A 12,491-nucleotide genomic window follows, 5' to 3' on the forward strand; every position below is an offset into this window, starting at 1 on the left:
GCCGGTTCCGCTAATCCCTCGGCAGACCCAGGATCCTCTCGGCCACCACGTTGAGCTGCACCTGCGTCGTCCCCCCGGCAATCGTCAGACACCGCGACAACAGGAACCCGTGCAGCGCCCGCTCCCCCGCCCCTTCGCGGAGCGCCCCCGCCGGGCCGAGGAGTTCGAGGGCCAGTTCCGCGACCTTCTGCTGGTGCGGCGTCTGCACCAGTTTCCGCACGGAGGCGCCCGCCCCCGGCTCCACGCCCTCGACCTGCTGCATGGTCGTACGGAGTCCGATGCATCCCAGCGCGTGCGCCTCCGCCGCGAGCGCGCCGATCCTCGCCCGGTACGCCCCGTCCAGGTCACCGGCCCGCGCGAGCAGTGCCTCGAGGCCGGTGTCGAAGGTCAACTGGTCGGCCATGTGGACGCGTTCGTTGCCGAGGGTGTGGCGGGCGACCCGCCAGCCGTCGTCGACCTCGCCGACGACCGCGTCGGCGGGCAGCACCACGTCGTCGAAGTAGACCTCGTTGAAGAGGGAGTCGCCGGTGATCTCGCGCAGCGGCCGGATGTCGATGCCGTCGGTGGTCTTCATGTCGAGGACGAAGTACGTGAGGCCCTTGTGCTTGGGCGCGTCCGGGTTGGTGCGGGCGAGCAGGATGCCGTGGTCGGCCCATTGCGCGGCGCTCGTCCACACCTTCTGCCCGTTGATCCGCCACCGCCCGTCGGGCAGCCGCTCCGCTTTCGTGCGGAGCGAGGCGAGGTCGGAGCCTGCGCCCGGTTCCGAGAAGAGCTGGCACCACAGCGTCTCGCCGCGCAGGGTCGCCGGGAGGTACCGGTCGCGCTGCTCCTGGGTGCCGTACGAGATGAGGGAGGGGACGACCCATGTGGCGATGCCGAGGTCGCTCAGCTTCACCCCGGCCTCCTTCAACTCCTGCTGTACCGCGAGCTGTTGGACCGGGCCCGCACCGAGGCCGTACGGGGCCGGGAGGTGCGGTGCCGCGTACCCGGTCGGCGCGAGAACCTTCCTCGCGGCCTTCGGGTCGAGGCCCCGCGCACCCTCGATGACCGCCCGGGCCGCCTCCCGGTAGCCGTCCGCCTCCGCGGGCAGCGCGAACCGCAGCTCGCGGCGCACGCCGGACTCGGCGAGCCGCACGGCGCGCAGCCGGTGCGTGTCGCCCGCGCCGAGCAGCTGGCGGGCGACGACGGCGCGGCGCAGATAGAGGTGGGCGTCGTGCTCCCAGGTGAAGCCGATCCCGCCGAGGATCTGGATGCAGTCCTTGGCGCAGGAGTACGCGGCGTCGAGCGCGGCCCCCGCCGCGAGCGCGGCGACGAGCCCGCGCACGTCCTCGCCCCCCTCGCCCTCCTCCAGGGCTCGTGCCGCGTCCCAGACCAGCGCCGCCGCCTGCTCGACCCGTACCAGCATGTCCGCGCACAGGTGCTTGACGCCCTGGAACCGGCCGATGGGCCGCCCGAACTGCTCGCGCACCTTGGCGTGTTCGGCCGCGGCGTGCAGCGCCCAGGCGGCGGTGCCGCAGGCGTCGGCGGCCAGCAGTACGCCCGCGAGGTCGCGCACGAGGGTGCCGTCGACGTCGAGGATCCGGTCGGCGGGCACGACGGCCCCGGTCGCCGTGACCTCGGCGGTGGGCCGGGTCGGGTCACCGCTCTCGTGCACCCGCACGGTGAGACCGGGACCCTCCGCGTCGACGGCGCACCACACCACGCCGTCCGCGCTCTCCGCCGCGAGTACGAGGAGGTCGGCGTCGGCGCCGGTGAGGACGGGCGGCGCGACCCCGTCGAGCACCAGCCCGTCGGGGCCCGCGACGGCGCTGAGCCCGCCGGGCCCGAACGCGACGGCGCCGATCCGCTCCCCTTCGGCGAGGGAACGGGCCAGGTCCCGCTGCCCGGCCCTGCGCAGCACCTCCGCCGCGAGCACGCCGCCGACGAAGGGCCCGGGCAGCGCCGCGCGGCCCGCCTCCTCCACGACCACCGCGAGATCGAGCAGGGTGCCGCCCCCGCCGCCGTACGGCTCGGGGAGGTGCACCCCGAGCAGGCCCTGGCCCGCGACGCCGTCCCAGTAGGAGGGGCGGCGGCCCGGCGCGGCCGGGGCGTCGAGCAGCTTGCGCACCTCGTCGGGCGGTACGGCGCGCGCGATCCAACCGCGCACGGCGTCCGCGAGTTCCCGCTGTTCCTGCGTGATGGCGATGCCCATGCGGCGCACGGTAGAACACGTTCCAGTAGACCGGAAGACAAAATCTGACACTGGGTCAGAAACATCGGAAACAAGCGTTCACCGACCGGCGACGTAATGAAGAGGTAAAGGATTCCGCTCGTACGACGACCGTCGGAATAGTCGCCCCAGCGAACCGGTTCGACATACACACAACCCGTCCGCAGACTGTCCGCGCACCGACCGCGGACGGCCCGCACACCGACCGCACAACGCGCGCCCCGAACCCGGCGGCGCGCGTTCGCCGTCCCAAGCGTCACGTCTCAGTACGTGGACCGAGACCGCCTTCCGGAGGCCTTTCTTCATGTCCCAGCCGACGACTCAAGCCCGCCCTTCAGGCGGCGTCGTCCCCGTCCTCGCCTTCGCCGGCATCACCGTGGCGGTCATGCAGACGCTGCTCGTGCCGGTGATCAAGGACCTGCCCGAGCTGCTGAACACCGCCCCCTCCAACGCCACCTGGGTCATGACGTCGACGCTCCTCGCGGGCGCCGTCTCCACCCCGATCATGGGCCGCCTCGGTGACCTGGCCGGCAAGCGCCGGATGCTGCTCACCAGCCTCGCCATCATGGTGTTCGGCTCCCTGGTCTGCGGCTTCACGGACAACCTGATCGTCATGATCGTGGGCCGCGCGCTCCAGGGCTTCGCCATGGGCGCCATCCCGCTCGGCATCGGCCTGATGCGGGACATGCTGCCGCGGGAGAAGCTCGGCTCGGCGATGGCCCTGATGTCCTCCTCCATCGGCGTCGGCGGCGGCCTCGCCCTCCCGGCGGCCGCGCTCGTCGCCCAGCACGCCGACTGGCACGCGTTGTTCTTCGGCGCCGCGGGCCTCGGCGTCGTCGGAATCGTCCTCACGCTCGTCTTCGTCCCGGAGAGCCCGCTGCGCGCCCAGGGCACCTTCGACATCGCGGGCGCCCTCGGCCTCACCCTCGGCCTCATCCTCTTCCTGCTGCCCATCACCAAGGGCAGCGACTGGGGCTGGAGTTCGGGCACGACGCTCGGCCTGTTCGCCGCGGCGCTCGTCGTCCTCGTCGCGTGGGGCTTCATGGAGCTGCGCCTCAAGGCCCCGCTGGTGGACCTGCGCACGACGGTCCGCCGCACGGTCCTGCTCACCAACCTGGCCTCGATCATGGTCGGGGTCGCGTTCTACGCGATCTCCCTGGTCCTCCCGCAGCTCCTCCAGCTGCCGTCGGCCACCGGCTACGGCCTCGGCCAGTCCATGGTCGTCGCCGGCCTGTGCGTGGCGCCGCTCGGCCTGACGATGATGCTGACGGCGCCGGTCTACGCCCGGCTCTCCGCCAAGTTCGGCGCGAAGGTCACCCTGATCCTCGGCATGCTGATCATCGCGATCGGCTACGGCGCGGGCCTCGGTCTGATGAGCGCCGCCTGGCAGACCATCATCATCTCGGTCCTGATCGGCGCGGGCATCGGCCTCGCCTACTCCTCCCTGCCGGCCCTGATCATCGGCGCGGTGGACCCGTCCGAGACGGGTGCGGCCACCGGCCTCAACACCCTGATGCGCTCCATCGGTACGTCGGTGTCCTCGGCCGTCATCGGCATGGTCCTGGCCAACACGGCGAACAACGTGGGCGGCGTCGCCGTCCCGACGATGCACGGCTTCCGGGTCTCCTTCCTCATCGCCACGGCCGCCGTCGCGGTGGGCCTCCTGCTCGCGATCGGCCTGCCGAGCCGCCTCAAGCCGACGGTTCAGCTCCGCGCCAGCAGCGAGGAGGACGCCGCCCTGGAGCGCGCCGAGGAGGCCCTCGCCGCGCAGTTCCACGGCCGCGTCCTCGACCCGGCCGGCCTGCCGGTCCACCGCGCCAAGGTCACCCTCATCGACCGCCGCGGCCGCCAGGCGGGCGCCGCCCTCACGGACCCGGACGGCGCGTACGCCCTCGACGTCCCGGCGGGCGGCTCCTACGTCCTCGCGACCACCGCCTCCGGCCACGCCCCGCGCGCCTCGGCCGCCACGCACCACGGCGAGAACCGTCCGGTGCGAGTGGACCTGGCACTTGAGACGCTCGCCGAGACGGTTCGATAGGCGCGGGCTACTCGCCGACGGCGCACTCGAACCAGACGGTCTTCCCGGTGCGGGGCGCGTCGTGCACCACGACGCCCCACCGGGTGACCAGCGCCGCCACCATGGCAAGACCACGTCCGGACTCGGCGAGTTCACCACGGGTGAGGTCCTGCGGCACGGGCACCCCGGGGTGCGCGTCAGCGACTTCGACACGCACCCCGTCGCCGTCCGTCCGCATCATTCGCACCGTGCAGCGCCGCTCCGGCACATGGCGGACGACGTTGGCGACCAGTTCCGTCAGCGCGAGCCCGGCATCGTCGGCGAGCCCCGGCAATCCCCACTCCCCGAGGTGGATCCGCAGGATGCGGCGCAGGTGCCGGGCGCTGTGCTCACCCACGGTGAGGCCGAAACCGTAGGACTCGGCAAGTCCCGGCTCCGGGGCGTCAGTTACGTGATTCATGTCACCAGCGTGGAGCGGTTCGATTACTCTCGGCTACGTCGTGATCGAAACGCCGCGAGGCGTTGCACGTCTGGGGTGACCGCCCGTGCCGAACATCCGCCGCGATCTTGACCCGGGCGCTTCGCCGCTCGACTACTACGGGTTCGAGCTGCGTCGCCGCCGCGAGGAGGCGGGCCTGAAGCTGGGCCAGTTGGGCGACTGCGTCTTCTGCACGGGTTCGCTGATCGGCCAGATCGAGTGCGCCAAGAAGGTGCCGACGCGCGACTTCAGCGAGCGGGTGGACGCGGCGCTGGGCACGGACGGCTTCTTCTCGGGGCTGGTGGGCCTGGTCCTGCGAAGCCAACTTCCGACCTGGTTTCAGGCCTTCGCGGAGTTGGAGGCGCGGGCCACGTACATCTCCACGTTCCAGTGCCAGCTGGTGTACGGGCTGTTGCAGACGGAGGAGTACGCGCGAGCCGTCTTGGCCACGGGTCGGCCCGCCAAGCTGGACGAGTTGCTCGCGGCGCGGATGGAGCGCCAGCGCATCTTGCGGCGCGAGCAGCCTCCGCTGGGCCTGGTGATCCTCGACGAGGCGGTGCTGCACCGCCCGGTGGGCGGCAGGGCGGCGATGCGAAAGCAACTGCACCATCTGTTGGACGTCCAGCGTGAACGGTTGATGCAGCTCCAGGTGTTGCCGTTTCGGGTTGGCGAACACGCAAGCCTGGCGGGGTCGTTCACGTTGCTCCGATTCGACGAGGACCCCGACCTCGTCTACACCGAGGATTTCGTGCAGGGGCACATGACCGCCAACCCGGAAACCATTCGGGAAGCGACCCTTCGTTACGCTAGCTTGCAGGCCACCGCCCTCTCCGTGGAGGAATCGGCCGCACTGATCAAGCGCGTACTGGAGGACCGATATGGGCAGCACCCAGAACCTGGCCAACGCCCCGTGGCGTAAGTCCAGTTACAGCGGCAACACGGGGGGCGAGTGCCTCGAAGTCGCCACCCCCACCGGAACCGTCGCCATCCGCGACTCCAAGGACCCGGACCTCGGCCACCTCCGGATCACGCCAAACGCATTCCGCGCCTTCGTGGCGGGCGTCGTCGGCGGGCAGGTCTAGCGGAAACTCGGGGGACACGCCGGAGGCACCCCGCTAATGTCACCGCTCATGAGCTGGCTGCCGCACGACTTCGTCCACCCGACCCACGTACCCGTCCCCGGAACCGCCCTCCACCTGAGGCCGATCCGCGAGGCGGACACCGCGATCGACTACCCCGCCGTGATGGGCTCCCGCGAGCGCCTGTGGGAGATCTTCGGCCCGGCCTGGGGCTGGCCCGCCGAGACCATGACGTACGAGGCGGACCGCGTCGACCTGCTGCGGCACGAGAAGGAGATCGCGGCCCACCAGTCGTTCAACTACGCCCTGCTGAACGCGGAGGAGACCGCGCTCCTCGGCTGCGTCTACATCGACCCGCCGGAGCGCACCGGCGCGGACGCCGAGATCTCCTGGTGGGTGGTCGACGACCTCGCCGGCGGGGTCGAGGAGCAGACGCTCGACGCACTCGTCCCCGAGTGGATCGCCACCGCCTGGCCGTTCCAGCGGCCCCGGTACCTGGGCCGCGACATCAGCTGGCAGGACTGGCTGAAGCTGCCGGAGATCCCGTAGGGAAGTCAGCGCCCCGCGTCGAACTTCGCCTCCACGACCAGAAGTTCGGACACGTCAGAGCCCGCCGCCAGCTCCCGCGGCTCCGCACCCCGCCGGAACAGCCGCGCGGGGTGCGCGCCCTCGACCGACGCCCGGTCCCCGGAAACCCGCAGCCACGACCCCTCCCGCAGGCCGAGGACCGGCACGTCGTTCTCCTCCAGGAACTCCGTGAGGCGCTGCTCGCGGGTCTCGCCCTTGTGGGTGGAGGACGGGTCCGGGTCCAGGTAGTGCGGGTTGATCTGGAACGGGACGAGGCCGAGCGTCTCGAAGGACGGCGGCTGCACGATCGGCATGTCGTTGGTCGTACGGAGGGTGGGCGCGGCCATGTTCGTACCCGCGCTCGCACCCATGTACGGAAGACCACCCCGAACCGCCTTCGTCACCGCGTCCCGCAGCCCGGTGCGGTAGAGCGCGCTCAGCAGCCGGAACGAGTTGCCGCCGCCGATGAACACCGCGTCTGCCGACGCCAGTTGGGCCAGCGGGTCGCCGCCCTCGTGGACGCCGTGGACCTCGATGCCCGCGCCCTCCAGCGCGCCGCGTACCCGCGCCGTGTATGCGTCGTGGTCGGCCAGCGCGTACGGGACGAACGCGAGGCGGGCGTTCGGCGGCAGGAACCCGGTGACCGTGTCGAGCGCGTGCTCCAGGTAACCCTGGCCGTGCTGGGTGGAGTTGGAGAGCAGCAGAAGGTTCACGACGGGGTCGCTCCGATCAACGTAATCAACAGGCTGTGCACAAAGGTCAGTTGGTGGTGCCGCGTGTGCGGCGCGCGGGCTGCGGCGGGTGCGTCAGGCGCTGCTCCAGGAGGCGGGCGGCCTTGCGCAGGACGTCGAGGCGGTCGCCGGGCCCGTCGGGGAAGCGCTCCTTCGCCGCTCCGAGGCTGAGGCTCCCGTAGGGCTCGCGGCCGAGGAAGACGGGGACGGCGACGGTGCCGATCCCGGCGTCGTACTCTCCGACCGTCCACGCGTACCCCTGGGCGCGGACGGCGAGGAACTCCCGCTCCAGCTCGTCCGCGTCGGTCACCGTGCGCTCGGTGAAGCGGGCCATGGGGCGGCCGCGGAACAGCCGGTGGCGCTGCTCGTCGGGGAGGAACGCGTAGTACGACTTGCTGGTGGCGCCCGCGTGCGCCGGATACAGCTCGCCGACCAGCGGGTAGTAGCGCAGCGGCCCCTCCTCGCCCTCGACGGCCGCGACGCAGCGCATGTGGAAGCTGTCGGGCAGACAGAACAGGACCGTGTCACCGGTCGCCGCCCGAAGTTCCTCAAGGACTGGTCCCGCGAGGAGTTCGAGGGAGCCCGAGCGCTCCCAGAGCCTGCCGAGGCGGAGCACCGCGGGCCCGATCCGGTAGCGGCGCGTCACCGGGTCCGAGACCAGGAAGCCGCGCCCCGCCAGCGTCGAGAGCAGCCGCTGCGCGACCGAGGTGTCCCAGCCGAACTCGGCGGCGACCTCCGTCACACCCCAGTCCGGCCGCGTCCGCTCGAACGCGAGCAGCACGAGCAGGGCCCGGTCGACGGTCTGAAGCGCGCCGGCCGGGGTCTTCCGGTCGAGCGGGATCTCCGGCACGCCATCTCACCATCCAGACCTGTATTGCAAATAACGGGAAATGCTTGCCGACAACGCTATCCGATCCCGAATCTGCTGTCAGTACCGGTGCAGTCCGCGACCGGGCGCGGCGCGGTGAGCGCGGCGCGGTGAGCAGTGAGAGGGACCCCGCATGTTGAAGTACGTCCTCGATGTCGTCGATCTGCTGGACGACCCCGACGCCGACGGCAAGCGCGCCGTCGCGTATCTCGACTCGGTCGCGGGCCCGGAGGGCTCCGGCGCCGAGGTGACCACCGTGGACGGCGAGCGCGGCTCGACCGACTTCGTGCTCGTCCGCGTCCCCGGCGCCAAGGGCCGCGCCCGGGGCGGCAGCGCCCGCACGCTCGGCGTCGTGGGCCGCCTCGGCGGGGTCGGCGCCCGGCCGGAGATGACCGGCCTGGTCTCCGACGCGGACGGCGCCGCCGCCGCGCTCGCCACCGCCGCGAAGCTCCTCGACATGCGCCGCCGCGGCGACGTGCTCGACGGCGACGTGGTGATCGCCACGCACATCTGCCCGGACGCGCCGACCGCCCCGCACGACCCGGTGCCGTTCATGGACTCGCCGGTCGACATCGCCACGATGAACCGCCACGAGGTGACCGACGACATGGAGGCCGTGCTCTCCATCGACACCACCAAGGGCAACCGCATCATCAACCACAAGGGCCTCGCCCTGTCCCCCACCGTCAAGGAGGGCTGGGTGCTGCGGGTCAGCGAGGAGCTCGGCGAACTCCTCGCCGTCGTCACCGGTGAGCCGTTGGTCACGTATCCCGTGACAACCCAGGACATAACGCCTTACGGTAACGGCGCCCACCACATCAACTCGATCCTCCAGCCGGCCACCGCGACCGCCGCCCCGGTCGTCGGCCTCGCCGTCACCTCCGCCTCGGCGGTCCCCGGCTGCCAGACCGGCGCCAGCCACGAGACCGACATCGCGGCCGCGGCCCGGTTCGCCGTCGAGACCGCCAAGGCGTACGGCGGCGGCCGTCTCGACTTCCACGACGCCGACGAGTTCGACGCCCTCGTGAGCCGCTACGGCTCGCTCGCCCACCTGCAGACCCTCGGCAACGCACCCACGGAGTCGTAAGCCATGGCCACCACCAAGAAGAGCGTGGGCAGCGACGACTACGCGCTGTCCAGAGTCCCTAAGGACAAGCGGCTCGGCTTCTGGACGATGCTGCTCCAGTGGCTCGCCCAGTCCGGCTCCATCTCGCAGTTCACCCTGGGCGCCACCATCGGCGTCGGCATGACCTTCGGCGACGCGTTCCTCGCGTTCACGCTGGGCGCGGTCATCCTCGAAGTCGTCATCTTCCTCATCGGCATGGCGGGCATGCGCGAGGGCCTCGCGACCCCGCTCCTGACCCGCTGGGTCGGCTTCGGCCGCAACGGCTCCGCCCTCGTGAGCTTCATCATCGCCGTCAGCCTCGTCGGCTGGTTCGGCGTCCAGAACACGATCTTCGGCGACAGCGTCTCTTCGCTGGTCGGCGGCCCGTCGTGGCTGTGGTGCATCGCCGCGGGCCTGGCCATCACGGTCCTGGTGATCTTCGGCTTCCGCTACATGGCGATCTTCGCGAAGATCGTGACGCCGCTCTTCTTCGCGATGGTCGCCTGGTCCGTCATCGACGCCCTCAGCGACCACTCCATCGGCGACCTCATCAGCTCGCCGCCGCCCGGCCAGGCCATCCCGCTCTCGGTCGCCGCGACGGCCATCGCGGGCGGCTACATGACCGGCGCGATCGTCGCGCCCGAGATGACCCGCTACAACAAGAAGGGCTCGCACGTCTTCCTTCAGACGGCGTCCTCGATGATCCTCTCCGAGTACATCGTGGGCCTGACGGGCGTGCTCCTCGGCCACATGGTCAAGAGCGACCAGGTCTCGCAGATCGTGCTCTCCACGTCCGGCGTCTTCGGCGTCCTCGTCGTCCTGATGTCGACCGCGAAGATCAACGACTGGAACCTGTACGGCTCCTCGCTCGGCGTCGTCAACTTCTTCCAGGTCGTCTTCAAGAAGCGCCTGCACCGCGGCGCGGTCACGATCGCCCTCGGCGTCGCCGGCACCGCTCTCTCGGCGGTCGGCATCATGACCCACTTCACCGAGTTCCTCTCGGTGCTCGGCGTGGCCATCCCGCCCATCGGCGGCATCGTCGTCGCCGAGTACTGGGTGGTCCGCAAGATGCGCAAGCCGCTCGACGAGACGCGAGAAGCGGGCACGCTGCCCTCGACCTCGCCGACCTGGGTCCCGATGTCCCTCGTCATCTGGGCCGTCGCCTTCTGCGTCGGCAAGTTCTACGACGGCGGCATCCCGGCCCTGAACTCCCTGGCCACCGCGTTCGTCCTCTACGCCGTGCTCGGACTGCTCGGCTGGATCCGGACGTACGGCACCACCACCCTGGCCGACGACGAGGACGAGCGCCCCGCCGCCGCCGAGCACACCCCCGTAGGAGCGGCATGACCACCCTGGCCACGGAAGAAGCACAGCGCGAGGTCGTCGAGCTCTGCGCCGAGCTGATCCGCTTCGACACCTCCAACCCGACCAGCGACGAGCGGGCCTGCGCGGACTGGGTCGTGTCCCGCCTCGCCGAGGCCGGCATCGCCTCCGAACTCGTCGAGAGCGCACCGGGCCGGGCCAGCGTCATCGCCCGCATCGAGGGCGCGGACCGCTCGCGCGGCGCCCTCCTCGTCCACGGCCACCTCGACGTCGTCCCGGCGGACGCGGCCGAGTGGCAGGTCCCGCCGTTCTCCGGCGAGATCCGCGACGGCTACCTGTGGGGCCGCGGCGCCATCGACATGAAGGACACGGTGGCCGTCATGCTGGCCACCGCCCGCCACTTCGCACGTACGGGCACGAAGCCGTCGCGCGACCTGGTCCTCGCGTTCCTCGCGGACGAGGAGGCGGGCGGCAAGTTCGGCGCGCACTGGCTGGTCGAGCACCGCCCCGACCTGTTCGAGGGCGTGACGGAGGCGATCGGCGAGGGCGGCGGATTCTCGTACGCACTGGACGACACCCGGCGCCTCTACCCCATCGAGAACGCCCAGCGCGGCATGGCCTGGATGGAACTGACGGCGAACGGGCGGGCGGGCCACGGCTCCTCCCCCAACGACGAGAACGCGGTGACGGACCTCGCCGAGTCCCTGACCCGCATCGGCCGCCACACGTTCCCCGTCCGTCTCATCGAGCCCGTACGGGCCCTGCTCCAGCAGGCCGCCGACCTCCAGGGCGTCGACATCGACTTCGACGCCGAGGACCTGGACGCCGAGCTGGCCAAGCTCGGTCACATCGCGGACTTCATGCAGGTGGTGCTCCGCAACTCCGCGAACCCCACCATGTTCACGGCCGGCTACCAGACCAACGTCATCCCCGGAAAGGCGACCGCCCGCGTCGACGGCCGCTTCCTGCCCGGCCACGAGCAGGAGCTGATCGACGCCATCGACGCACTGCTCCTGCCGTCGGTCTCCCGCGAGTGGGTCAACCACGACATCGCGATGGAGACGACGTTCGACGGACCGCTCGTCGACGCGATGTGCGAGGCGGTGCGCGCCGAGGACCCGGACGGCCACCCCGTCCCGTACTGCAACCCGGGCGGCACCGACGCCAAGGCGTTCACCAAGCTCGGGGTGCGCTGCTTCGGCTTCAAGGGCCTGAAGCTACCCGCCGACCTGGACTACGGCCGCCTCTTCCACGGCGTGGACGAGCGGGTGCCGCTGGAGGGGCTGCGGTTCGGGGTGCGGGTGATGACCCGGCTCTGGCAGGGCTGCTGAGCGGCTCCGCCGGGGGACTGTGACGTGTGATGACGGCCAGACCGTCATCACACGTCACAGTCCGCCCCACCCCCGGGGCGGGCCGCCGTCCGCGTAGGGCAGAGTGAGCGGCATGAGCATCACAAGCCGCAGCCACACCCCCGCCCCGGACGTCCTCGCCGCCTTCGAAGGGGCCAAGGGATTCATGCCGCGCGGTGAGGGGCTCGCGCTGTACGGCGCCGCCGTCGAGGCGGGGGCGCTCGGGCTGCCGCTCCTGGAGGTCGGCACGTACTGCGGGCGCTCCACCATTCTGCTCGCCGACGCCGCGCGCGCCGCCGGGGTCACGGCGCTCACCGTCGACCACCACCGCGGCAGCGAGGAGCAGCAGCCGGGCTGGGACTTCCACGACCCCGAGACGGTCGACCCCGTGGTGGGGCTCATGGACACCCTCCCCACCTTCCGGCGCACGCTGCACGCGGCGGGCCTGGAGGACCACGTGGTCGCGCTCGTCGGGAAGTCGCCGCTGGCCGCGAAGGCGTGGGGCGGCAAGCTCGGGCTCGTCTTCATCGACGGCGGGCACACCGACGAGCACGCCACCGCCGACTACGAGGGCTGGGCCCCGCACGTCGCCGAGGGCGGCCTCCTCGTCATCCACGACGTCTTCCCGGTGAAGCACGACGAGTGGACGGGGCAGGCGCCGTACCGCGTGTACCAGCGGGCACTCGCGTCCGGCGCGTTCACCGAGGTCTCCGAGTGCGACTCGCTGCGCGTCCTGCGTCGAAGTGGCGCCGGGATCTGAGCGCG

General features: G+C 71.4%; 12 protein-coding genes. 8 read left to right on the forward strand and 4 right to left on the reverse strand.

Annotated elements, in window-relative coordinates:
- Positions 1 to 10: 10 nt before the first annotated feature.
- Complete coding sequence (locus ACFV9W_RS07740; protein WP_385756638.1) at positions 11 to 2,191, reverse strand: acyl-CoA dehydrogenase; 2,181 nt, start codon at positions 2,189 to 2,191, stop codon at positions 11 to 13.
- A 322-nt stretch (positions 2,192 to 2,513) separates the two neighbouring features.
- On the opposite strand from ACFV9W_RS07740, the gene ACFV9W_RS07745 reads away from it, so the two are divergent.
- The gene (locus ACFV9W_RS07745; protein ID WP_385756640.1) at positions 2,514 to 4,247 is read left to right on the forward strand and encodes an MFS transporter; all 1,734 of its coding nucleotides are present in this window, start codon (positions 2,514 to 2,516) and stop codon (positions 4,245 to 4,247) included.
- A 7-nt stretch (positions 4,248 to 4,254) separates the two neighbouring features.
- Here ACFV9W_RS07745 and ACFV9W_RS07750 read toward each other — a convergent pair whose 3' ends face one another.
- On the reverse strand, positions 4,255 to 4,686 hold the full coding sequence (locus ACFV9W_RS07750) for an ATP-binding protein (protein ID WP_385756642.1): 432 nt from the start codon (positions 4,684 to 4,686) through the stop codon (positions 4,255 to 4,257).
- An 85-nt stretch (positions 4,687 to 4,771) separates the two neighbouring features.
- On the opposite strand from ACFV9W_RS07750, the gene ACFV9W_RS07755 reads away from it, so the two are divergent.
- From ACFV9W_RS07755 to ACFV9W_RS07765, 3 genes are read left to right on the forward strand one after another with little or no spacing between them, the layout of a single operon-like run.
- Positions 4,772 to 5,623, forward strand: a complete 852-nt coding sequence (locus ACFV9W_RS07755) for a helix-turn-helix transcriptional regulator (RefSeq protein ID WP_385756644.1) — start codon at positions 4,772 to 4,774, stop codon at positions 5,621 to 5,623.
- On the forward strand, positions 5,583 to 5,786 hold the full coding sequence (locus ACFV9W_RS07760; RefSeq protein ID WP_385756645.1) for a DUF397 domain-containing protein: 204 nt from the start codon (positions 5,583 to 5,585) through the stop codon (positions 5,784 to 5,786). The genes ACFV9W_RS07755 and ACFV9W_RS07760 overlap by 41 nt, the downstream gene beginning before the upstream one ends.
- A 48-nt stretch (positions 5,787 to 5,834) precedes the next feature.
- On the forward strand, positions 5,835 to 6,332 hold the full coding sequence (locus ACFV9W_RS07765; protein ID WP_385756647.1) for an N-acetyltransferase: 498 nt from the start codon (positions 5,835 to 5,837) through the stop codon (positions 6,330 to 6,332).
- 5 nt (positions 6,333 to 6,337) lie between these two features.
- On the opposite strand, the gene pepE is transcribed toward ACFV9W_RS07765, so the two are convergent.
- Positions 6,338 to 7,063, reverse strand: coding sequence for a dipeptidase PepE (gene pepE / locus ACFV9W_RS07770; RefSeq protein ID WP_385756649.1), 726 nt, complete (start codon positions 7,061 to 7,063; stop codon positions 6,338 to 6,340).
- Between the two features lie 46 nt (positions 7,064 to 7,109).
- Complete coding sequence (locus ACFV9W_RS07775; protein ID WP_385756651.1) at positions 7,110 to 7,931, reverse strand: IclR family transcriptional regulator; 822 nt, start codon at positions 7,929 to 7,931, stop codon at positions 7,110 to 7,112.
- A 151-nt stretch (positions 7,932 to 8,082) separates the two neighbouring features.
- Here ACFV9W_RS07775 and ACFV9W_RS07780 point away from each other — a divergent pair, with 151 nt between their 5' ends.
- The 4 genes from ACFV9W_RS07780 (at position 8,083) to ACFV9W_RS07795 (ending at position 12,486) form a co-directional block, all read left to right on the forward strand.
- On the forward strand, positions 8,083 to 9,036 hold the full coding sequence (locus ACFV9W_RS07780; protein WP_385756653.1) for a DUF1177 domain-containing protein: 954 nt from the start codon (positions 8,083 to 8,085) through the stop codon (positions 9,034 to 9,036).
- A 3-nt stretch (positions 9,037 to 9,039) separates the two neighbouring features.
- Positions 9,040 to 10,401: a cytosine permease gene (locus ACFV9W_RS07785; RefSeq protein WP_385756654.1), complete on the forward strand. Its 1,362-nt coding sequence runs from the start codon at positions 9,040 to 9,042 to the stop codon at positions 10,399 to 10,401.
- Positions 10,398 to 11,708, forward strand: coding sequence for a M20/M25/M40 family metallo-hydrolase (locus ACFV9W_RS07790; protein ID WP_385756656.1), 1,311 nt, complete (start codon positions 10,398 to 10,400; stop codon positions 11,706 to 11,708). Before ACFV9W_RS07785 ends, ACFV9W_RS07790 begins: the two co-directional genes overlap by 4 nt.
- 112 nt (positions 11,709 to 11,820) lie before the next feature.
- On the forward strand, positions 11,821 to 12,486 hold the full coding sequence (locus ACFV9W_RS07795; protein ID WP_385756657.1) for a class I SAM-dependent methyltransferase: 666 nt from the start codon (positions 11,821 to 11,823) through the stop codon (positions 12,484 to 12,486).
- Positions 12,487 to 12,491 lie beyond the last annotated feature (5 nt).

The organism is Streptomyces sp. NPDC059897 (genome assembly GCF_042730865.1).
Lineage (GTDB): Bacteria > Actinomycetota > Actinomycetes > Streptomycetales > Streptomycetaceae > Streptomyces.

What these genes read in the sequence shown, in the direction of transcription:
- ACFV9W_RS07740 (WP_385756638.1), bottom strand. Translation starts at nt 2,191, where the DNA reads ATGGGCATCGCCATCACGCAGGAACAGCGGGAACTCGCGGACGCCGTG.
- ACFV9W_RS07745 (WP_385756640.1), top strand. Translation starts at nt 2,514, where the DNA reads ATGTCCCAGCCGACGACTCAAGCCCGCCCTTCAGGCGGCGTCGTCCCC.
- ACFV9W_RS07750 (WP_385756642.1), bottom strand. Translation starts at nt 4,686, where the DNA reads ATGAATCACGTAACTGACGCCCCGGAGCCGGGACTTGCCGAGTCCTAC.
- ACFV9W_RS07760 (WP_385756645.1), top strand. Translation starts at nt 5,583, where the DNA reads ATGGGCAGCACCCAGAACCTGGCCAACGCCCCGTGGCGTAAGTCCAGT.
- ACFV9W_RS07765 (WP_385756647.1), top strand. Translation starts at nt 5,835, where the DNA reads ATGAGCTGGCTGCCGCACGACTTCGTCCACCCGACCCACGTACCCGTC.
- ACFV9W_RS07780 (WP_385756653.1), top strand. Translation starts at nt 8,083, where the DNA reads ATGTTGAAGTACGTCCTCGATGTCGTCGATCTGCTGGACGACCCCGAC.
- ACFV9W_RS07785 (WP_385756654.1), top strand. Translation starts at nt 9,040, where the DNA reads ATGGCCACCACCAAGAAGAGCGTGGGCAGCGACGACTACGCGCTGTCC.
- ACFV9W_RS07790 (WP_385756656.1), top strand. Translation starts at nt 10,398, where the DNA reads ATGACCACCCTGGCCACGGAAGAAGCACAGCGCGAGGTCGTCGAGCTC.
- ACFV9W_RS07795 (WP_385756657.1), top strand. Translation starts at nt 11,821, where the DNA reads ATGAGCATCACAAGCCGCAGCCACACCCCCGCCCCGGACGTCCTCGCC.